Source organism: Acinetobacter faecalis, from assembly GCF_034187745.1.
GTDB classification, from domain to species: domain Bacteria; phylum Pseudomonadota; class Gammaproteobacteria; order Pseudomonadales; family Moraxellaceae; genus Acinetobacter; species Acinetobacter faecalis.
In genome coordinates this window covers 74,924-97,747 of sequence record NZ_JAXHPF010000008.1, presented here as the reverse complement: position 1 = coordinate 97,747, position 22,824 = coordinate 74,924, and the positions used below count along the sequence as shown (strand labels likewise).

17 protein-coding genes and 5 tRNA genes are annotated in these 22,824 nt (G+C 40.0%); all 22 read right to left on the bottom strand.

Annotated features, from left to right (window positions below):
* Positions 1–137: 137 nt before the first annotated feature.
* The gene (gene htpG, locus SKM54_RS09960; protein WP_321095264.1) at positions 138–2,057 is read right to left on the bottom strand and encodes a molecular chaperone HtpG; all 1,920 of its coding nucleotides are present in this window, start codon (positions 2,055–2,057) and stop codon (positions 138–140) included.
* 87 nt (positions 2,058–2,144) lie between these two features.
* Positions 2,145–2,489 carry a lysozyme inhibitor LprI family protein gene (locus SKM54_RS09955; RefSeq protein ID WP_321095263.1) on the bottom strand — a complete coding sequence of 115 codons (345 nt, stop codon included), beginning with the start codon at positions 2,487–2,489 and terminating at the stop codon, positions 2,145–2,147.
* 152 nt (positions 2,490–2,641) lie between these two features.
* On the bottom strand, positions 2,642–3,256 hold the full coding sequence (locus tag SKM54_RS09950; protein WP_321089276.1) for an OmpW/AlkL family protein: 615 nt from the start codon (positions 3,254–3,256) through the stop codon (positions 2,642–2,644).
* Positions 3,257–3,501: 245 nt separating this feature from the next.
* Positions 3,502–4,869 (bottom strand): Na+/H+ antiporter family protein, encoded by a 1,368-nt coding sequence (locus tag SKM54_RS09945; RefSeq protein WP_321095262.1) that lies wholly within the window; start codon positions 4,867–4,869, stop codon positions 3,502–3,504.
* A 256-nt stretch (positions 4,870–5,125) separates the two neighbouring features.
* Positions 5,126–5,482 (bottom strand): DNA transfer protein p32, encoded by a 357-nt coding sequence (locus tag SKM54_RS09940; protein ID WP_154771973.1) that lies wholly within the window; start codon positions 5,480–5,482, stop codon positions 5,126–5,128.
* A gap of 131 nt (positions 5,483–5,613) precedes the next feature.
* Positions 5,614–6,156, bottom strand: a complete 543-nt coding sequence (locus SKM54_RS09935) for a hypothetical protein (protein ID WP_321095261.1) — start codon at positions 6,154–6,156, stop codon at positions 5,614–5,616.
* A gap of 135 nt (positions 6,157–6,291) precedes the next feature.
* The gene (gene rpoC, locus SKM54_RS09930) at positions 6,292–10,482 is read right to left on the bottom strand and encodes a DNA-directed RNA polymerase subunit beta' (protein ID WP_154771971.1); all 4,191 of its coding nucleotides are present in this window, start codon (positions 10,480–10,482) and stop codon (positions 6,292–6,294) included.
* Between the two features lie 136 nt (positions 10,483–10,618).
* Positions 10,619–14,707, bottom strand: a complete 4,089-nt coding sequence (gene rpoB, locus SKM54_RS09925) for a DNA-directed RNA polymerase subunit beta (RefSeq protein WP_321087834.1) — start codon at positions 14,705–14,707, stop codon at positions 10,619–10,621.
* A 304-nt stretch (positions 14,708–15,011) separates the two neighbouring features.
* Positions 15,012–15,377, bottom strand: coding sequence for a 50S ribosomal protein L7/L12 (gene rplL / locus SKM54_RS09920; RefSeq protein ID WP_154771969.1), 366 nt, complete (start codon positions 15,375–15,377; stop codon positions 15,012–15,014).
* A 48-nt stretch (positions 15,378–15,425) separates the two neighbouring features.
* Complete coding sequence (gene rplJ, locus SKM54_RS09915; RefSeq protein ID WP_311918157.1) at positions 15,426–15,932, bottom strand: 50S ribosomal protein L10; 507 nt, start codon at positions 15,930–15,932, stop codon at positions 15,426–15,428.
* A 302-nt stretch (positions 15,933–16,234) separates the two neighbouring features.
* Positions 16,235–16,930, bottom strand: coding sequence for a 50S ribosomal protein L1 (rplA, locus tag SKM54_RS09910; protein WP_311918156.1), 696 nt, complete (start codon positions 16,928–16,930; stop codon positions 16,235–16,237).
* 3 nt (positions 16,931–16,933) lie between these two features.
* Complete coding sequence (rplK, locus tag SKM54_RS09905; protein WP_004868049.1) at positions 16,934–17,362, bottom strand: 50S ribosomal protein L11; 429 nt, start codon at positions 17,360–17,362, stop codon at positions 16,934–16,936.
* Positions 17,363–17,481: 119 nt separating this feature from the next.
* Positions 17,482–18,015, bottom strand: a complete 534-nt coding sequence (nusG, locus tag SKM54_RS09900) for a transcription termination/antitermination protein NusG (RefSeq protein WP_154771966.1) — start codon at positions 18,013–18,015, stop codon at positions 17,482–17,484.
* 7 nt (positions 18,016–18,022) lie between these two features.
* Complete coding sequence (gene secE, locus SKM54_RS09895) at positions 18,023–18,463, bottom strand: preprotein translocase subunit SecE (RefSeq protein ID WP_154771965.1); 441 nt, start codon at positions 18,461–18,463, stop codon at positions 18,023–18,025.
* A 72-nt stretch (positions 18,464–18,535) separates the two neighbouring features.
* Positions 18,536–18,611 (bottom strand) — tRNA-Trp (locus SKM54_RS09890).
* A gap of 47 nt (positions 18,612–18,658) precedes the next feature.
* A complete protein-coding gene (gene tuf, locus SKM54_RS09885) occupies positions 18,659–19,849 on the bottom strand; it encodes an elongation factor Tu (protein WP_154771964.1) in 1,191 nt (396 codons plus the stop codon).
* Between the two features lie 144 nt (positions 19,850–19,993).
* Positions 19,994–20,068, bottom strand: a tRNA-Thr gene (locus tag SKM54_RS09880).
* A gap of 15 nt (positions 20,069–20,083) precedes the next feature.
* Positions 20,084–20,159, bottom strand: a tRNA-Gly gene (locus tag SKM54_RS09875).
* Positions 20,160–20,195: 36 nt separating this feature from the next.
* Positions 20,196–20,279 (bottom strand) — tRNA-Tyr (locus tag SKM54_RS09870).
* A gap of 52 nt (positions 20,280–20,331) precedes the next feature.
* A tRNA-Thr gene (locus SKM54_RS09865) sits at positions 20,332–20,407 on the bottom strand.
* Between the two features lie 98 nt (positions 20,408–20,505).
* A complete protein-coding gene (trpE, locus tag SKM54_RS09860; RefSeq protein WP_311918155.1) occupies positions 20,506–21,999 on the bottom strand; it encodes an anthranilate synthase component I in 1,494 nt (497 codons plus the stop codon).
* A 122-nt stretch (positions 22,000–22,121) separates the two neighbouring features.
* Complete coding sequence (locus SKM54_RS09855; RefSeq protein ID WP_321087832.1) at positions 22,122–22,790, bottom strand: phosphoglycolate phosphatase; 669 nt, start codon at positions 22,788–22,790, stop codon at positions 22,122–22,124.
* Positions 22,791–22,824: the final 34 nt, after the last annotated feature.

Sequence of the window (22,824 nt, the reverse complement as noted above, 5' to 3'; positions counted from 1 at the left end):
TAAGTGTAGACGTATTTTCTTATTATTTACATAGGTAATTTGAATAATATATCGCCAAGAATATTCCATTTTTAACATTTTATTTAATAAAAAAAGCCTCCCTAAGGAGGCTTCTTAAACTCAATAGAACCTAATCATTACTTCAATAAAAGGCTATTAATACGCTTAATATATTCAGCAGGATCATCAGGTAAACCGCCTTCTGCAATTAATGCCTGATCAAAAATCACATTTGCCAAGTCATCAAACTGTTCAGAGCTTTCTAACTTTTTCACCAATGGATGTTCAGGGTTAATTTCTAAAATTGGTTTAATTTCAGGTACAGGCTGTCCCGCTTGTTTTAGCATGCGTAACAATTGCGGAGATAAATCACCATCACTTGTCACTAAACATGCAGGAGAATCGACTAAACGAGTTGTTACACGTACTTCTTTCGCCTTTTTATTCAATGAAGCTGATAGTTTCTCTACCACAGGTTTAAATTGTTCAGTCGCTTCTTCTAATGCTTTTTTCTCTTCAGCATCTTGAAGATCGCCTAAATCTACCGCACCTTTTGCCACGTTTTGCATTGGTGTGCCGTCAAACTCATGAACAAATTCCATTGCCCATTCATCTACACGCTCAGACATCAACAATACTTCAATGCCTTTTTTCTTGAATAACTCAAGTTGTGGAGAGTTTTTCGCAGCATTTAGGCTATCGGCAGTCACGTAGTAAATTGCATTTTGCCCTTCTTTCATACGTGCTTTGTAATCTGCCAATGTTGTTGAAACTTCGTCATTGGTTGATGTTGCAAAACGTAGAAGTTTTAAAATACGGTCATGATTCACTAAGTCTTGACCCAAGCCTTCTTTCAATACAGAACCAAATTCTGCATAGAATTTTTTGTATTTCTCTTGGTCTTTTTCGTCTTCAGATTTAGATAAACCATCTAACATTGTGAGAATACGACGTGTGTTACCTTCACGAATTGTCTTAACATCTCGGCTTTCTTGAAGTAATTCACGACTTACGTTAAGCGGTAAATCTGCACTATCTACAATACCTTGAACAAAGCGTAAGTAGTTTGGAATCAGGTTTTCTGCTTCATCCATAATAAATACGCGTTTCACATACAGCTTAATGCCTGGTTTTGCTTCACGCGTAAAAATATTGCCTGGTGCTTTGCTTGGAATATAAAGCAATTGCGTATATTCAGTGCTACCTTCAACACGGTTATGTGCCCACGCAAGTGGCGCTTCAAAGTCATGACTTAGGTTTTTATAAAACTCTGTGTATTGCTCTTCTGTAATTTCAGATTTATTACGTGTCCATAAAGCACTTGCAGAGTTAATTGCTTCCCATTCGTCAGTCTTAACATATTGACCGCCTTGAGGTTCTTCGCCTTCCACAACTTCTTCTTGCTGCCAAACTTCTTTTTGCATTTCAATTGGCAAGCTAATGTGATCTGAATATTTATTAATAATATTCTTCACTTTGTAGCTTTCTAGGTATTCGAGTGCATCTTCACGTAAATGTAAAATGATATCTGTGCCACGGCTTTCTTTTTCAATTTGTGCAACTTCAAACTCACCTGTTCCGCCACTTACCCAACGAACTGCTTCGTTTGTAGCTGCACCTGCACGACGTGATTCAACCGTAATTTTTTCAGCAACAATAAAGCCCGAATAGAAACCAACACCAAATTGACCAATTAATTGCGCATCTGACTTTTGGTCGCCAGAAAGCTTAGACATAAAGTCTTTCGTACCTGATTTTGCAATTGTACCCAAGTTATCAATGGCTTCTTGTTGAGTTAAACCAATTCCATTATCAGAAATTGTAATTGTTTTATTGTCTTTATTTAGGCTTACACGAACATGTAAGTCAGGATCATTTTCATAATATTCAGGATGATTAATCCCTTCAAAACGTAATTTATCACACGCATCAGATGCATTCGAAATCAATTCACGTAGGAAAATTTCTGGGTTTGAATATAGAGAATGCGTCACTAAATGTAATAGCTGAGCCACTTCAGCTTGGAAACTATGTTTTTGTGCGCTTTGCTCGCTCATTCATTACTCCTTAAATTCATTACATTGTTTTGGATACATAATGAATTGGAGCTTAGCGCTTATTTTTCAATAGCAAATTTAAAAAAATTAGAAAGGACCTTTTTGATAAATACGTTGTAAATAAATATCGAGTTGTTGCTGACGCATTTTATAAACTTCATTTAAACAAGCTTCAGCTTTACCACAACGATCACGCATAGCTAACCACTTCACCTGTTCATCTCGAATCACGGATCGGGTTCCCATTGGCACCAATTTATTGACTATTTTATAAGTGGTTGCCATTTTAACATCTGCATCATTCACAGCTAAGCTTTCACAAATTGCATGCTCTGTACTTGTTTTTGCATGATTACAATCGAAACTTGCCGCATAAGTTTGTGTCAAAGAAAGACTCATTATCATGAGCAGAAATTGAATAAATATTTTCATTATTTCTCTTATCTTTATTTAGATATTCATTAATAAACTATCTATCCATAGCAAGTTATTCAATACGGCATCTACATCATTTTTGTTTTCTATTTGCAATAAAAAAGCCCCATCAAAAGATAAGGCTTTTAATATTCTACATTTCTAAATAATTAGAACTTGTAGCTATAACCTAATGTGTAGATTACAGGATCGATATCTAACTTAAACTTCGTAGCACCAGGTACTTCAGTTTCAACTTTAGGATTTAAATCAGCATAACGTACATCTAGGAAAACGCCCCAGTTTTTCGCATCAGCAGGCTGAAAATTCATACCTATTTGAGCAGCATAACCATAGTCTTCTTTAACTTTTACTGTAGTACCAGCTAAATCACCTGAAGTTTCTTCATCCCATGGAATAAATGCAGTAACACCTACACCTACGTATGGAGTAAAGCCAGTAGAATTCTTAAAGTTATACTTTGCAGTTAATGTTGGTGGTAAATGTTTAATTTTAACACCTGCATTTGCTGCACCACTAACCGTAACATCATGGCTAATAGGCGTAGCCAATAATAATTCAGCAGAGAAATTATCATTAAAGAAATATTCTACAGATGGAGTAAAAGCAAGTTCGTTATCAGCTTCAACTGTTGCTGCACCACCAAGAATTTGTGTATCTTGAGTTGGAGCAATTACAGAACCACCTACTTTAACTTGCCATTGACCAGCCATAGCAGAAGCAGACATACCCATTAATGCAATAAGAGCAACTTGTTTTAGCATTTTTTAAATACCCTTGTTATGAATAACATTATAATAAACGCGTGTATTAATATTATGCAATAGCTATTATTTCTAAAATTTCATATATATTATCAAGTTATTGTTATTTAACATTATTTATTTTAACTAGACCAATAAGGTTGGTTTTAATCCTAACCCTATTAATCTAATATTTTTATTTTAATCCTACTAAATTTATCAGAAATAAATATATATTCACTTCTAATATATTTATAAAGATTAGATTATAAAACCATTGCTGCAATCCAACCAAAAATCATTAGTGGAATGTTGTAGTGAATAAAAGTAGGTACTACGCTGTCCCACATATGGTCATGTTGACCATCCATATTCAAACCTGATGTTGGACCTAATGTAGAATCTGAAGCTGGCGAACCTGCATCACCTAGCGCTGCTGCTGTACCAATAAGTGCAATTGTTGCAGCAGGGCTAAAGCCAAACTGTAAACATAACGGTACGTAAATAATGGCAAGAATAGGTACTGTTGAAAATGACGAACCAATACCTAATGTAATAAGTAAGCCAATCAAAAGCATCCAAAATGCTGCTGAGCCTTGACTATCACCAATCCATTGAACAGATGCTTGTACTAAAGCAGGTACCTGATTTGTCGCTTCAATAACTGATGCAAAACCTTGCGCAGAAATCATAATAAAGCCAACCAATGCCATCATACGCATACCACTTACAATTACATCATCTGCTTCTTTCCATTTGAAAATACCTGCACAACTTAAAATAGCAACACCTACAAGTCCTGCTAAAATCATTGAATCAGATATCACTTGTACAAACAGCGTCATAACGACAGCTATAGCCGCCATAATCAGTGTAAATTTAGCAACTAGCGGTTTGCCATTTTCATCACTTTTTACACTATTAGAAATCGTATTCTGCGAAGATTTAACGTTTAAATCCGAATATTCTCTTGGTTTACGATAACTAAAAAATACCGCAATTAATAAACCAATAAACATTCCCAGCACAGGAATAAGCATCGCATGTGGAATTTGATCATATGAAATGCTGAAACCGTATGGCTTACCAAATGTATTGATGTTTTGCCCTAAAATATCATTCAGGAAAATCGCACCAAATCCAAAAGGTACTAACATGTAAGTACCAACAAGACCAAAGGTCAACACACAAGCAATTAAACGACGGTCTAGCTTTAAGTGGTTAAACACGCTAAGTAGCGGTGGAATCAATACTGGAATAAAAGCAATATGCACTGGAATCACGTTTTGCGAGCATATAGCAGCAAGAGCAATAGTACCAAAAATCATATATTTCACACGATTTTGTGCTTTAACATCACTATTACCTTTTAAAGTAGTAATGAGCTTATAAGCAAGCAAATCTGGCAAACCTGAACGAGCTAAAGCCAACGCGAATGCACCCAACACACCATAGGCAAGCGCAATTTGTGCACCATTACCTAGACCATTATTGAATGCTTGAATTGTTCCATGGATACCAAGTCCAGCTAATAAACCACCAGTTACCGCACCAATAATTAATGCAAATACGACAGGAACACGAGCCAATGACAATCCAAACATGACTGTAATGGCAGCAAGAATTGCAAACATAGAAAATAGTAATTTTTAAAAAAGAAGTATTTTATCAGAGTTTCCTATTAAATTTACTCCAGTTATCCGCTTACAATTTTATATCTAGCTAATATAAAATATTAACGATAAAAGATTCAAACATTCCATTAAATATCATCAACTAAAATTCATTTTTTGGTAAATATAATTTAAATTGAAGAAATGGTTTTAATATCTATAAACATAAAAAAGCGCAAATCATTGCGCTTTTTTAAAACAAGACTCAAAGAAACTTCTATTTCTTCTGCTCTATAGCAGCACCTGCACCACCACCCAATGCACCACCTATAGCCGCACCAGAATTACCACCTAGCACTTCTTTTCCTATAATGGCACCTACAGCACCACCAACGCCACTATAAGTTGCATTACGGTTTGAGCCATTCTGAGTTTTGCTACCAACAGCAGAACCTGCGCCAGCTCCAGCAGCAGCACCAACACTACCGCCCACTTTATTTCCCACACCACCACCAACTGCACCGCCTAAAGCTGCGGCACCAATACGTTGTTGGTTTGTACTCATATTTTCACAGCCTGCCAACATAAAAGCTGAAGCTGCAACCACGCTTGTCATCATTACTAATTTTTTCATAGCGCCTCTCCTTTTGTTCAATTTATATTAGCCATTTTTTAAACAATGAATAATGAATTTATGTAAGTGAAATAGTGTGAATGTTGAGCTCAAATTCAGAAATAAAACCTTAAAAGCTCATCAACATTCACTTATGGATTTTCATTAATAATCAGCATATCACGTGTTTTTTCACCATCTTCTGTTGTTACAACATGTGATACTTTTTTATTCGCCTCTACACCTGTTGCCTCATTCAGTTTAAGTGTACGTTTAACAGGTTCAGATTGATCCTTTTTAAACTCCACACCTTCAGCATCAATTTTCTTATTTTTAGAAAGCACTTCCCCGCCTTGTGTAATTGTTGTATTTAGCTCAATTTTTGAAGTTGGTACAATTACACCACCCTTTTTCACAACAGGAATAGATAATTTCTTTTCTGAAAATTGTTGTTGATCATCATTAAATTCAACTTCTCGTGCAACAACATCTTTGCCTTTATTTGTTACTTCAAAAATTGTAGCTTCTACATGGCGCGTTGCATTTTGACCTGCAATTTTACGAATCACTTCTGTTTTAAGCACTGGAACAACAGCTTTATCTTCTACAGTAATGGTATGTGGCATAGGTGCTGCCATTGTAAATGTAGATAAACTCAACACTGCTAAGCCTAAAATTGTTTTATTTAACTTCATGTTTAATCCCTCAATTAATTGTCATGATCTTTTACTTATTTAATATATGAAAAATAACGTATTTTTAAAAGTGTTTATTTTAGATATAAAAAAGGCGCCCTAAGGCGCCTTTTCATTCAATCATTTAACGTTGAATTAAAATTCTTCGTTAAATGCTTGGCTTAATGCTTGATCTACGTCAGAGAAATCATTTACAAGCTCAAACTCAGCAGCTTCAGATTCTTGACGACGACGTTCTAAGTGGTAAGCAAGACCTGTACCCGCTGGGATCAGACGACCTACAACAACGTTTTCTTTCAGACCGCGTAAATCATCCTCTTTACCTGTTACAGCAGCTTCAGTTAACACACGAGTTGTTTCCTGGAACGATGCAGCAGAGATGAACGAGTCGGTAGAAAGCGATGCTTTTGTAATACCCATTAATTGACGTTCAAACTTAGCAGGGAACTTGTTTTGAGCAAGTACAGCTTGGTTTTCGCCAACAACACGGATGTATTCCACTTGTTCGCCTTTAATAAAGCTTGTATCGCCACCGTCAGTGATTTCAACTTTACGCAACATTTGACGTACGATTACTTCAATGTGCTTATCGTTAATTTTTACACCTTGCAAACGGTATACATCTTGAACTTCGTTCACGATGTAATTTGTAAGCGCAACTTCGCCTTTCAAACGTAAGATGTCATGTGGGTTTTGTGGACCATCAGAAACAGTCTCACCACGGTTCACATGCTCACCTTCGAACACGTTCATCGTACGCCACTTAGGAATTAACTCTTCATAAATTTCAGAGCCATCATCCGGAGTAATCACAAGACGATTCTTACCTTTAGTTTCTTTACCAAAGCTTACAACACCAGAAATTTCAGCAAGAATTGCATGCTCTTTCGGTTTACGTGCTTCGAATAAATCGGCTACGCGTGGAAGACCACCGGTAATATCACGAGTACGTGAAGATTCTTGTGGTACACGACCAATTACATCACCCACACCAATTGTTTCGCCATCACGGACAGAAAGAATTGTGTTTTGTGGTAAGAAGTAGAACTGTTCGCCACCATCTGTAGTATCCAATACAACTGCTGGACGTAAATCTTTACCTGACGCAGGACGTGAAGTCACTGGTAAGATTTCGATTGTTGTCATACCTGTTGCATCATCAGTTTTAGAGGTAACAGTTACACCGTCAGCAATTTGGCTGAAGCGTACTTTACCGGCAACTTCTGTTACAAGTGGATGTGTATGTGGATCCCAAGTTGCAACGATACCGCCAGCTTCAATCGTTTCACCATCTTTAAGTAAGATAGACGCACCGTAAGGAAGTTTATAACGTTCGCGCTCACGACCGATGTCATCCGCAATACCAATCTCACCTGAACGTGAAGTTGATACCAAGTGACCTTTAGCGTGTTGTACTGTTTTCACGTTGTGGAAACGTACTGTACCTTTATTACGAACTTGTACGCTGTTTGCAGCAGAAGTTCTGCTTGCAGCACCACCAACGTGGAACGTACGCATTGTTAACTGTGTACCTGGCTCACCAATTGATTGAGCAGCCATTACACCCACAGATTCACCTGGATTTACCAAATGACCGCGAGCAAGGTCACGACCGTAACATTTCGCACATACGCCAAATGTAGATTCACAAGAAACTACTGAACGTACTTTAACTTCATCGACACCAGCTTCTTCTAGGAATGCTGCAATTTTCTCATCGATAAGCGTATTACGTGGAAGAATAACTTCTTCAGAACCTACACGTTTTACATCTTCAGCAACAACACGACCAAGTACTCGGCTACCCAAGTTCTCAATTACATCACCACCTTGAATGAACGGAGTCATTACAAGACCGCCTAAAGTACCGCAATCTGGCTCAGTAATTACTAAGTCTTGCGCTACGTCTACTAGACGACGAGTTAAGTAACCCGAGTTTGCTGTTTTAAGTGCTGTATCGGCCAAACCTTTACGTGCACCGTGTGTTGAAATGAAGTACTGAAGTACTGTCAAACCTTCACGGAAGTTCGCTTTAATTGGTGTTTCAATGATCGAGCCATCTGGCTTAGCCATCAAACCACGCATACCCGCTAACTGACGAATCTGAGCTGCCGAACCACGGGCACCTGAGTCAGACATCATGTAAATCGAGTTGAATGATTTTTGCTTCTCATCTTCACCCTGTTTGTTTTTAACAGTTGTGAAAGATAAGTTATCCATCATCGCTTTCGCTACTTGGTCGTTTGTACGCGCCCAAATATCGACCACTTTGTTATAACGTTCACCAGCAGTTACGAAGCCTTGTTCAAACTGTTGTTCGATTTCACGAACTTCAGCTTCAGATTTCGCAATAATCGCTTCTTTGTTTGGTGGAATTAACATGTCTTCCATACCAACAGAAACGCCTGAACGAGTCGCTTGACGGAAGCCCAAGTACATCAATTGGTCAGCAAAGATAACAGTATCTTTAAGACCTAATTTACGGTAGCAAGAGTTAATTAACTTAGAGATGTTCTTTTTGTTCATCTCAAGGTTAATTTGTTGGAAATCCATACCTTCAGGAACAACTTCCCAAAGTAAGCAACGACCTGGAGTTGTATCTACAACAATCGTTTGCTGCTCACGGTTACCATCTTCATCAATAACAGTTTGATGTACACGTGCTTTAACACGAGCGTGTAAATCAACTTGACCTGTTGCAAGTGCACGGTTTACTTCGTCAGTATCCGCAAACACCATACCTTCACCTTTGGCATTGATCGCATCACGAGTGATGTAATACAAGCCTAAGACAACGTCTTGAGAAGGTACGATGATTGGCTCACCGTTCGCTGGAGACAAGATGTTGTTTGTAGACATCATTAACGCACGAGCTTCTAATTGAGCTTCAAGTGTTAATGGAACGTGTACCGCCATTTGGTCACCGTCGAAGTCGGCGTTAAATGCCGCACAAACTAACGGGTGAAGACGGATCGCTTTACCTTCAATAAGAGTAGGTTCAAATGCTTGAAGACCTAAACGGTGAAGTGTTGGCGCACGGTTCAACATTACTGGATGTTGACGAATTACAGATGCAAGAACGTCCCAAACTTCTGGAGTTTCGCGCTCAACCATTTTCTTCGCAGCTTTAATGGTTGTTGCTTGGCCAGATGCTTGTAGTTTAGCGAAAATGAATGGCTTGAATAATTCAAGTGCCATTTTTTTCGGAAGACCACATTGGTGTAAACGTAAAGTAGGACCTACAGTAATTACCGAACGACCAGAATAGTCAACACGCTTACCAAGTAAGTTTTGACGGAAACGACCTTGTTTACCTTTGATCATATCTGCCAAAGATTTAAGAGGACGTTTGTTCGAACCTGTAATTGCGCGACCACGACGACCGTTATCAAGCAATGCATCTACAGACTCTTGTAACATACGTTTTTCGTTACGTACGATAATGTCTGGAGCCGCAAGGTCAAGAAGACGTTTTAAACGGTTGTTACGGTTAATTACACGACGGTAAAGATCGTTCAAGTCAGAAGTCGCGAAACGACCACCTTCAAGAGGAACTAACGGACGAAGATCTGGTGGAAGAACTGGAAGTACAGTCAACACCATCCATTCTGGTTTGTTGTTAGATTCTTTGAACGCTTCCATCAACTTCAAACGCTTAGAAGCTTTTTTAAGCTTAGTTTCTGAAGTTGTATTCGGAATTTCTTCACGTAAACGAGAAATTTCGTTTTCAAGATCGATGTCTTTCAACAAATCTTGAACTGCTTCTGCACCCATTTTCGCAGTGAATTCATCACCGTGCTCTTCTAACGCATTGAAGTATTCTTCATCGTTAAGAAGTTGGTATTTCTCAAATGGAGTCATACCAGGGTCAGTTACAACATAAGATTCGAAATACAATACGCGTTCAATATCACGAAGCGTCATATCAAGTAATAAACCGATACGGCTTGGTAATGATTTCAAGAACCAAATATGTGCAACTGGAGAAGCTAATTCGATGTGACCCATACGTTCACGACGAACTTTCGCAGTTGTTACTTCAACGCCACATTTTTCACAAATGACGCCTTTGTATTTCATACGCTTGTATTTACCACACAAGCATTCGTAATCTTTTACTGGACCAAAGATTTTGGCACAGAACAAACCATCACGTTCTGGTTTGAACGTACGATAGTTAATGGTTTCAGGCTTTTTAACTTCACCATGAGACCATGACTTAATCATTTCTGGTGACGCAAGACCAATACGGATGCGGTCAAACTCTACAGGAGCATGACCGTCTGAATCCGTCTTTTTGCGCATGATATCGAGCAAGTCTTTCAATTTTTTTCTCCGTGTGTTGTGGAGATTTTCACTCAACAACTGGGTCACAAATATTGTTTTTTAACTGAAAATCCACCCTTGCTCCTTTTCAAAGGGTGAGAAGCACTGCTTCGCAAGGGGGATTAAATGGAACTAATTAGTCACCATTTTTCAGTTCAATGTTGATACCTAAAGAACGGATCTCTTTGGTCAATACGTTGAACGATTCTGGCATACCCGGATCCATATAATGGTTTCCATCTACAATGTTCTTGTAGATACGAGTACGACCTTCAACGTCATCCGACTTAACTGTAAGCATTTCTTGGAGCGTGTAAGCTGCACCATATGCTTCAAGTGCCCAAACTTCCATCTCACCGAAACGCTGACCACCGAATTGTGCTTTACCACCAAGCGGCTGTTGCGTAACTAACGAGTAAGAACCAGTAGAACGCGCATGCATTTTGTCGTCTACCAAGTGGTTAAGTTTCAACATATACATGTAACCAACAGTTACAGGACGGTCAAAACGCTCACCTGTGCGTCCATCATACAATACTGTTTGACCAGTACGTGAAATGCCCGCAAGTTCTAATAACTCTTTGATTTGACCTTCATCAGCACCATCAAATACAGGAGTTGCTAAAGGAACACCTTTACGCAAGTTCTTAGAAAGTGCTAGAACTTCTTGGTCAGTTAAGCTATCCAGATCTTCTTGCTCGCCACCAACTTTGTTGTAAATCTTATCTAAGAATTCACGAAGTTCCATGATTGTACGTTGCTCTTGCATCATCTTGTCGATTTTTTCGCCAAGACCGCGAGCAGCCATACCTAAGTGAGTTTCTAGAATCTGACCCACGTTCATACGTGAAGGTACACCTAGCGGGTTAAGTACGATATCAACTGGAACACCATTTGCATCGTGTGGCATGTCTTCTACTGGTAGGATGTTTGATACAACACCTTTGTTACCATGACGACCCGCCATTTTGTCACCCGGTTGGATGCGACGTTTAACAGCTAAGTAAACTTTAACAACTTTCAATACGCCAGTTGTAAGTTCATCACCTGTAGAAAGTTTGCGTTTTTTCTCTGCAAATTTCTCATCAATTTCGAAGCTCTTTTCTTTCAAGAACACTTGAATTTGAGTTAAACGTTCTGCAATTGCTTCATCAACTGGTTGGATATCCAACAAATCAACTAGCTCTAAACCTGCCAACATATCTTCAGAAAGTTTGTCGCCACGTTTAGTTGTACCACCACCGTTAGATTCTTTACCAGTCAATAAACGAATGATACGTTCACGAGCAGCTTCTTCGAAGATTTTGAACTCTTCTTTCAAATCTTTACGGTATGCATCAAGTTGTGCTTTTTCAATTGCTTGAGCACGTTCATCTTTTTCAAGACCGTCACGTGTAAACACTTGAACGTCAATAACTGTACCTTTAACGCTTGAAGATACGCGTAAAGATGAGTCTTTAACGTCAGCAGCTTTTTCACCGAAGATTGCGCGAAGCAATTTTTCTTCCGGTGTTAACTGTGTTTCACCTTTAGGCGTTACTTTACCTACAAGGATGTCACCAGCAGCAACTTCAGCACCGATATAAACAATACCCGATTCATCAAGTTTAGAAAGTGCAGCTTCACCTACGTTAGGAATATCTGCAGTAATTTCTTCTGCACCTAACTTAGTATCACGAGCAACACATGACAATTCTTGAATATGAATCGAAGTTAAACGATCTTCTTGAAGAACACGCTCAGATAATAAGATCGAGTCTTCATAGTTGTAACCGTTCCAAGTCATGAACGCTACGCGCATGTTTTGACCAAGAGCCAATTCACCGCCATCTGTAGATGGACCATCAGCTAATACATCACCACGACCAACTTGATCACCCATGCTTACAAGCACTTTTTGGTTGATACAAGTGTTTTGGTTCGAACGTGTGTATTTGATCAGGTTGTAGATATCTACACCTGCTTCACCAGCGATCATTTCATCTTCGTTTACACGAATAACAACACGCGAAGCATCTACGTATTCAATACGACCACCACGGTTCGCGATCACACATACACCAGAGTCATGTGCTACGTTCGCTTCCATACCCGTACCTACGAGTGGTTTGTCAGCGATTAACGTAGGAACAGCCTGACGTTGCATGTTTGAACCCATTAATGCACGGTTGGCATCATCGTGTTCAAGGAACGGAATGAGTGACGCAGCTACAGATACAACCTGCTGAGCAGATACATCCATATGCGTTACTTTTTCTGGAGGCATACGTACGAAGTCACCTTGGTGACGTACAGATACAACTTCTTCCGTTAAATTACCATCAGCATCAACTGCAGAATCGGCCTGTGCAATTACAGTACCCACTTCTTCAATTGCCGATAAGTATTCAATGTCCATTGTTACACGGCCATCAACAACTTTACGGTATGGTGTTTCTAAGAAACCAAAGCTATTCGCTTTAGCATAAACAGAAAGCGAGTTGATCAAACCAATGTTTGGACCTTCCGGAGTTTCAATTGGACATACACGACCGTAGTGAGTTTGATGTACGTCACGTACTTCAAAGCCCGCACGTTCACGAGTCAAACCGCCGGGACCAAGAGCCGATACACGACGTTTATGCGTGATTTCAGATAATGGGTTGTTTTGGTCCATGAACTGAGATAACTGGCTTGAACCAAAGAATTCTTTGATTGCAGCAGCAACTGGCTTCGCATTGATTAAATCTTGCGGAGATAAGTTATCAGTTTCAGCTTGGCTTAAGCGCTCTTTAACAGCACGCTCAACACGAACTAAACCAACACGGAATTGGTTTTCTGTCATTTCACCAACAGAACGAACACGACGGTTACCCAAGTGATCGATATCGTCTACTTCGCCTTTACCGTTACGAATTTCAATTAATGTCTTTAAAACATCAGTGATATCTTCGTTCGATAAAATACCTTCAACTTCACGTGACTTCTGATCTGTACCAACTTCGTAAGGACGACCTAAACGACGGTTGAACTTCATACGACCCACAGGAGATAAGTCATAACGCTCAGAAGAGAAGAACAAGTTGTTGAATAAGTTTTCAGCAGCTTCTTTCGTTGGTGGCTCGCCTGGACGCATTACTTTGTAGATTTCTACAAGCGCTTCTTCACGACTTGTTGTCGTATCAGCACGTAAAGAATCTGCAATGAATGAACCACGATCGATGTCATTTGTGAACAGAATATTGAACTGCTTAACGCCGCCTTCTGCAATCTTAACCATGATTTCATGGCTCAATACTGTGTTTGCAGCAATAACATCGCCATCACGTAAAGCGATGTCTTCAGCAGTAATACGTTCGTACAAGTATTCATCAGGAACTGAAAGCTTAGTTAAGCCAGCAGCTTCCATTTGACGAACATGACGCGCATTAATACGTTTACCTTGTTCAACAATCGCTTTGCCGTCAGCATCAAGAATGTCGAATTGAGCCATTTCACCACGTAGGCGTTCAGGCACAAGGTCAATTTGGTAGCTACCCATGTCTAGGTATACAGGAACTTTCTCAAAGAATAAGTCTAAGATCTGTTCGTCTTTATAACCTAAAGCACGAAGTACAACAGTTGCTAATAATTTGCGACGACGGTCAATACGTACATATACTAAATCTTTCGCATCAAACTCGAAGTCTAACCATGAACCACGGTAAGGAATGATACGAGCAGAATAAAGGACTTTACCACTTGAGTGTGTTTTGCCTTTATCGTGATCGAAGAATACGCCTGGCGAACGGTGCAATTGAGATACGATTACACGCTCAGTACCGTTAATAACGAAAGTACCGTTATCTGTCATGAGTGGCATTTCACCCATGTACACTTCTTGCTCACGCACATCTTTAATAGATTTTGTTTCGCGATCTTTAAGGATCAAACGAATTTTTACGCGCATTGGTGCCGCATAAGTTGAGCCACGAAGAATACATTCGCGAACATCAAACTCAGGCTTACCAAGACTATACTCAACAAATTCTAAAGCAGCATTGCCAGAATAACTTTCTATAGGGAAAACTGAACGAAATGCGGCTTGGAGACCGATATCTTCGCGGTTTTTTGGTGTTTTGCCATCTTGAAGGAATGTTCTGTACGAATCGACCTGAATCGAAAGCAAGTACGGAGCATCCATCACACTCGGCAATTTACCAAAATTCTTACGGATCCGTTTCTTTTCGGTATATGAGTATGCCATCTGGAGTCCTCGGAAAGTAAACTAAACCCGCCTGCAGAACGGGTTTAGAAGGAATTACGCAGGTCGATATGACCACCACCTTGTTCAAATGCTGCAATTTTCAGTGGTATTAAAACGCTTAACAATATTTTTAAACATGGAAAAATATTGGTAAGCATTTAATTTTATTCAATTATTATAAATGTGGTGCTTTTTGCATCACGCAAACAAAAATCGAGCCGATTATTGTAACGCAAAAAGGCTGATGACCCAAGAGCCATCAGCCAAATTTCGGGGTTAATTTTTCATTAGCCCCCTAGCGAAATTACTTAACAGTAATTGTAGCGCCAGTTTCTTCAAGTTTCTTCTTAAGTTCTTCAGCTTCTTCTTTAGAAACAGCTTCTTTAAGAATAGCTGGAGCGCCTTCAACCATGTCTTTAGCTTCTTTTAAGCCAAGACCAGTAACTTCACGAACTGCTTTAATTACAGCAACTTTGTTCGCGCCGAAAGAAGTCAACTCTACGTTGAATTCTGATTGCTCTTCAGCAGCAGCAGCAGCAGGACCTGCAGCTACAGCTACAGCAGCAGCAGATACGTTGAATTTTTCTTCGAAAGCAGAAATAAGTTCAACAAGTTCAAGAACAGTTTTTTCAGCTACTGCGTTTAGGATTTCTTCGTTTGTTAAAGCCATGAGATTAACTCCAAATGGGTATTGAATGATGTGTGTTTAAGTTTGAGCTTATGCAGCTTCTGACTCTTTTTTCTCGTTGAGCGCTGTAAGTAAGCGACCCAATTTCGAAATAGGAGCTTGAAGAACGTTTGCAAGCATAGTAAGCGCTTTCTCTTGGTTCGGAAGATTAGCGATAACGCTAACTTCAGCACCTTGATAAAGTTTGCCATCAAATGCAGCAGCTTTAAGTTCAAATGCTTTATTAGTTTTAGCGAATTCTTCAAACAAACGTGCAGCAGCACCCATGTCGTCTTCAGAAGTCGAGAAAGCTAAGATTGTTGGGCCAACAAGAGTTTCGTTCAAGATAGTGAATTGAGTATCTTGAAGAGCACGTTTAGCTAAAGTATTACGTACAACACGTGTAGCAACACCTAGTTTACGAGCTTCAACACGTAGAGCAGTTAATTGCTCAACTGTTAAACCTTGGTAGTCAGCAACAACAGCAGCAAACGCTGTAGAAGCAACTTCAGCTACTTCAGCAACGATCTGTTTTTTGCCTTCGATAAGAAGAGCCATTGTAAAACCTCCTAACGGTGATTTATGTACTTACTCGAAGTACACTCCCAATTCGTAAATTCATTTCTGAACTTACACGCGGAGGATGAACAAATCACACCACCGCGTCTACGCAGGCTGGAAAATTAAGAAGGAAGTAAACTCCCTTCGCCTGAGGTCTTTGACGCTGATAAACAAATATTTATCAATTCAAAGTTTGCCTAAGTTTGCAAGAAGCCCGAGACCGGTTTTTTCTTGCGTAAAAATCAAAGCAGCGCTTTGATTTTTACTCAGGGCTTTAAAATTCTGTAATAAGTCGAAACTTATTTAGAAACGTTTGCAACATCAACAGTAAGACCAGGACCCATAGTTGAGCTCAAAGTGATCTTTTTGATGTAAACGCCTTTAGATGTAGCAGGCTTCAAACGTTTTAAGTCAGCAATTAAAGCTTCAACGTTCGAACGAACAGCAGTAGCTTCAAAACCTACTTGACCGATCGCAGCATGGATAATACCAGCTTTGTCTACGCGGTAACGTGCTTGACCAGCTTTAGCGTTTTTAACAGCGCTAGCTACGTCAGGAGTTACAGTACCCACTTTAGGGTTTGGCATTAAGCCACGTGGACCAAGAATAGTACCCAACTTACCAACAACGCGCATTGCATCTGGAGCAGCAATTACTACGTCGAAGTCAAGGTTACCAGCTTGAATGCTTTCAGCTAGATCATCAAAACCAACAACGTCCGCGCCTTCAGCTTTAGCAGCTTCAGCAGCAGCGCCTTGAGCAAACACAGCAACACGTACAGTTTTACCAGTACCTGCAGGAAGTGTAGTCGCGCCACGAACAACTTGGTCAGATTTACGAGGATCAACACCTAGGTTTACTGAAACATCCAAAGATTCTTTGAATTTAACAGCAGGTAGGCTTGTTAATACTTGTACAGCTTCTTCCAAAGTGTAAACTTTGTTAGCTTCAATAGCAGCTGCAATCGCTTTTTGACGTTTAGTTAATTTAGCCATGTCTTAAAGCTCCACTTCCAAGCCCATAGAACGCGCAGAACCAGCAATGGTACGTACACGTGCGTCTAAATCAGCACCAGTTAAATCTGGTTCTTTAGTAGTCGCAATTTCTTCCAATTGAGCACGAGTCAACTTACCAACTTTAGTTTTGTTAGGTACAGCCGAACCCTTTTGGATACCAGCAGCTTTCTTAAGAAGAATAGCAGCAGGAGGAGTTTTCATGATGAATGTGAACGACTTATCGTTGTACACAGTAATCACTACAGGAATTGGTAGACCAGCTTCAACTTTTTGTGTAGCAGCATTGAACTCTTTACAGAATGCCATGATGTTAACACCACGTTGACCTAGTGCAGGACCAATCGGTGGAGATGGATTCGCTTTACCAGCTGGAACTTGCAGCTTGATATAGCCGTCAATCTTCTTAGCCATTTCAAATTACCTCTGGGTACAAACGCCGATTAAGGCTCCCCAACGTTTTCAAGTAACGATAACCGTTACAACAACAATGCCCGATCTTAGAAAAATCGGGCGTTTTTAACCAATTAAAATTAAACTGATTTTTCGACTTGACGAAATTCCAATTCAACTTGAGTTGGTCGGTTAAATACATTAATAGTCAGTGTTAAACGTGACTTTTCGTACAGAACTTCTTCCACAACACCTTTAAAGTCAGTGAATGGACCGTCCACAACAAGTAATTCTTCGCCTGGTTCAAACATCGTCTTAGGACGAGGTGCTTCACCAGTATTACGCACGCGAGCTAAGATTGCATCAGCTTCTTTTTGAGTAATAGGTGCAGGTTTTTCTGCAGTACCACCAATAAAGCCAAGTACTTTGGGACACTCTTTCACGATATGCCAAGTATCATCATTCATTTCCATTTCGACTAACACATAGCCAGGAAAGAATTTACGCTCAGACTTACGCTTTTTACCTTCCTTCATTTCCACCACTTCTTCAGTAGGGACAAGGACTTCACCAAAGCTATCGGCAACAGCGCTACGCTGGATTCGATCATTAAGCGAACGCATCACTTGTTTTTCATAACCTGAATAGGCATGAATAATGTACCAACGTTTCATAGCTCTCTTACCCGATAATAAACTTCATTAGCCAGCCTAAAATATAATCAAAACACCACAAAACAATTGCAGCAATGATTACAACCAATAAAACTTGCCATGATGTGGTCACAGTTTCATTTTTGGTTGGCCAGGTCACTCGACGCAACTCAATTCGCGAATCTTTTAGTAAGCGAACAAAGCCTTTGCCTTGATGGGTGGCGTATAATAAACCTAAAGCGGCTACGATACAAGCCAAAATCACACCAACCCGAACCCAAACATCATTCGCAGGCGCCCAATATCCTGGCAAATGTTGATTTGTCAGCATTGCAGCGATAAATAAAATTATAGAAAAAATCCATAAAATATAGTCTATCGGTGAACTAGAGCTTACGATTTCAGCAGAATTATTTCTTTGAGGGATTGGCGCTTCGCTTAATGCGTCACGCGATTTATCATTCGACATTTTTGTACTCGTCGTAGAACTCGCGACTTATTATATGACCAATTTAACCAGCATCAAGTTTTTTTTAAAAAATGGCAGGCCAGGAGGGACTCGAACCCCCAACATTCGGTTTTGGAGACCGACGCTCTACCAATTGAACTACTGACCTACAAAACAAGCTGGAGCCGAAGCCCCAACTTGAAATACCATTAGCGATTATGCAGTTACTTTAGCAACTACACCAGCACCAACTGTACGACCACCTTCACGGATCGCAAAACGTAGACCTGGGTCCATTGCGATTGGGTGGATTAATTCTACCGCCATTTCTACGTTGTCACCAGGCATAACCATTTCAACGCCTTCTTGAAGAGAAATAGCGCCAGTTACGTCAGTTGTACGGAAGTAGAACTGTGGACGGTAACCGTTAAGGAATGGAGTATGACGACCACCTTCTTCTTTAGAAAGTACGTATACTTCTGCGTCAAATTTAGTATGCGGCTTGATTGCACCTGGTTTAGCAAGTACTTGACCACGTTGAACGTCTTCACGTTTAGTACCACGTAGAAGAACACCACAGTTCTCGCCCGCACGACCTTCATCAAGAAGTTTACGGAACATTTCTACGCCAGTTACAGTTGTTTTAACTGTATCTTTAATACCAACGATTTCAACTTCTTCACCAACACGTACGATACCAGTCTCAACACGGCCAGTTACTACTGTACCACGACCTGAGATAGAGAATACGTCTTCGATTGGCATAAGGAATGGAAGATCGATAGCACGTTCTGGCTCTGGAATGTAAGAATCTAGAGCTTCAACAAGAGCTACTACAGCTGGTTCGCCGTATTGACCTTGGTCACCGTTAAGCGCAGCTAAAGCTGAACCACGGATGATTGGAGTATCATCGCCAGGGAAGTTGTAAGCAGAAAGAAGTTCACGAACTTCCATTTCTACTAATTCAAGTAATTCTTCGTCATCTACAAGGTCGCATTTGTTTAAGAATACAACGATGTAAGGTACGCCTACTTGGCGAGAAAGAAGGATGTGTTCACGAGTTTGTGGCATTGGACCATCAGTCGCAGCACATACAAGGATCGCGCCATCCATTTGAGCAGCACCAGTAATCATGTTTTTAACATAATCGGCGTGACCTGGACAGTCTACGTGTGCGTAGTGACGAATTACTGAATCGTATTCTACGTGTGAAGTATTAATTGTAATACCACGTGCTTTTTCTTCAGGTGCAGAGTCAATTGCAGCATAGTCTTTCGCTTCGCCACCAAAAGTTTTTGCACATACAGTTGCAATTGCAGCTGTTAAAGTTGTTTTACCATGGTCGACGTGACCAATTGTGCCCACGTTAACGTGTGGCTTATTACGTTCAAACTTAGCCTTAGCCATGAGATTCTCCTCGTTTACGTCGACACAACTCTAAGATTGCTAAAATCGACTAATCGCCTAAAAAATAGACACCCTAAATACTTAAAAAGCAGACTAAATAGCCTGCTTTATTTAACTTTGTGACAAAATCACTAAACTGTAATCTGGAGCTCTTATCGAGATTTGAACTCGAGACCTCTCCCTTACCAAGGGAGTGCTCTACCACTGAGCTATAAGAGCAAATTTTCGCTTCAATGGAGCGGGAGACGAGGGTCGAACTCGCGACATGCAGCTTGGAAGGCTGCCGCTCTACCAACTGAGCTACTCCCGCACGATGTTGGTACATCCACTTATTGAAGTCTTAAATTGGTGGTGAGGGAAGGATTCGAACCTTCGAAACTTTCGTAGCGGAGTTACAGTCCGCCCCCTTTGACCGCTCGGGAACCTCACCATTTACACTTACTTCCAGTGTCGCTCTTTTACTCGACTCAAAACTCCTAAGATGGTGCCGGCACACGGATTCGAACTGTGGACCTACTGATTACAAGTCAGTTGCTCTACCAACTGAGCTATGCCGGCGTTTCTTAGTGTTTCGTACGTTTCGTATCGGAACGGTGTGCAGTTTAGCAAAACTTAGAATCCGTGCAAGTGTTTTTTTCAAAAAAAACGTTAAAAACTCACAAAATCAATCCATTTGACGATAATTCAACCGCTTTGATCACTGCGCGAGCTTTTATTTGCGTTTCTTGCCACTCAGATTCAGGATTTGAGTCTGCAACAAGCCCCGCTCCTGCTTGAACAAACACCTTATTTTCACGAATTACGCATGTTCTAATTGCAATAGACATGTCCATTTCGCCATGCCAGCCTAAATAACCAACAGCTCCACCGAAAATTCCACGTTTTACAGGTTCAACTTCGTCAATAATTTCCATTGCGCGAATTTTTGGTGCACCAGAAAGTGTTCCAGCGGGGAACGTTGCCTTAAATACATCTAAAGCATCTACATCATCTCTAACTTCTGCTTGAACATTCGACACAATATGCATGACATGCGAATAACGTTCGATCACCATTTTATCTGTAACTTGTACTTTTCCAATTTTTGCAATGCGACCTACATCATTTCGCCCAAGATCAATTAGCATAAGATGCTCTGCAATTTCTTTTTCATCTGATAGTAAATCTTGCTCAAGCGCTAAATCTTCTTCTTTGGTTTTGCCGCGTGGTCGTGTACCCGCTAATGGGCGAACTGTTGCAATACCATTTTCCAAACGAGATAAAATTTCTGGTGATGAACCGACAATATGGAATGGTTTTTTATTTTCTAATGTTTTGCCTTGCACCAAGAACAAATACGGCGATGGATTTAAATGGCGTAGCGCACGATAAACCTGCAATGGCTCACCATCAAAGTCTGAAACCATACGATGCCCAGGAACAACTTGCATTACATCGCCTGCTCGAATGTATTCTTTTACAGTTTCAATTGACTCTAAATACTTCTCTTTACCTGTAAGCGACTCAAAATGCGGTGCTGTGTGCTTTTCTGCTTTAAGGCTAATTGGTGTTGCTAGAAGCTCTTCCAATGCATCTAGCTCAGCCTGTGCTTTTGTATAAGCATCTGTATCGTTCACATCTGCATGAACAATTAAAAACAAGGTATCTTTCAAATTATCAAAAACGATGACGGTTTTAGAAAGCATCATCCAAATATCAGGCAAACCTACAGGATCTGCTTCTGGCATATTCTTTAAACGAGGTTCGATATAACGAACTGAGTCATAACCAAAATACCCAACTAGACCACCTGTAAAGCTTGGTAACGCAGGTAAATCATTTTTTGTTGGAACTTTATATTGCGCTTGAAAATCTCGGATATATTGAAATGGATCTGCACATTCTTGTTTTACGATAGCACCATCTGCTTGCTGAACCGTAAGCTGGCCTTCATTGCACGAGAAAACTGTAGACTCCCCCAAACCAATAATGGAATAGCGCGCCCAGTTTTCACCACCTTCCACAGATTCAAAAAGATAAGCTTGTTCGTGAGATTTTAATCGTGCAAACACAGAAAGCGGTGTTTCTGTATCTGCTAAACGCTGACGATATACAGGAATAAGATTATAGCCAACATCTTTTAATAAGTTGAATTGAGCTTGAGTAGTCATGTTTTTCTCTAAAAAATTTCTTAATGGACGATGTTCATTTCATTCGATTTTATTTAACTGAGCTTCGCCATCGAAAAACCACACAAGTACTCATTTTCAACATTCCTTCATTTACCGCTGCTTTACGCAATTAATTCTCTAAGATCATCAACAACTTGCTGTGGCTGACATTCTAAAATATTTTCACCATGATTATAGCCATAGCTAAGCACAATACAATCTACTCCTGCACGACGAGCAGCTTCTACATCATTGCTTGAATCTCCAATCATGAGCACTTGATCTTTAGTCACTTGGTAAGTTTCTACACAATGAAGCAGTTGTTTAGGATGTGGTTTGCGCTCTGCAAATCGATCACCACCAATAATATCTTCAAAATAATGGTCTAAAGCTAATTCTTTAATAATTGCTCTTGCAGGCTGTTCAGGCTTATTGGTCACGCAAATCAGTTTTTTATGTTGTGCTGAAGCCCAATCTAAAAACTCAACAACACCATCAAAAGGTAAAGTTTCTACACAAGGTTCTGCATTATAAATTTTTAAGAATGTTGCAAGTAATTGCTCATGTTGCGTTGGATCAACTTCCCCTGTGATATGCTTCAAAACGCTATCACAAAAAATTGCTGTACCCTTACCTACCCAAACACGAACTTGCTGCTCTGTCACAAGTGGTAAATTCAATTCTTTTAAGCTCAAATTCATTGCACGATATAAATCTGAAGCGGAATCAACCAAAGTGCCATCTAGGTCAAATAAAATTACTTCTCGACTATTAAGCTTTGCGACAGACATTTTCACTCCACAATAAAAAAGGCATGCGATTGCA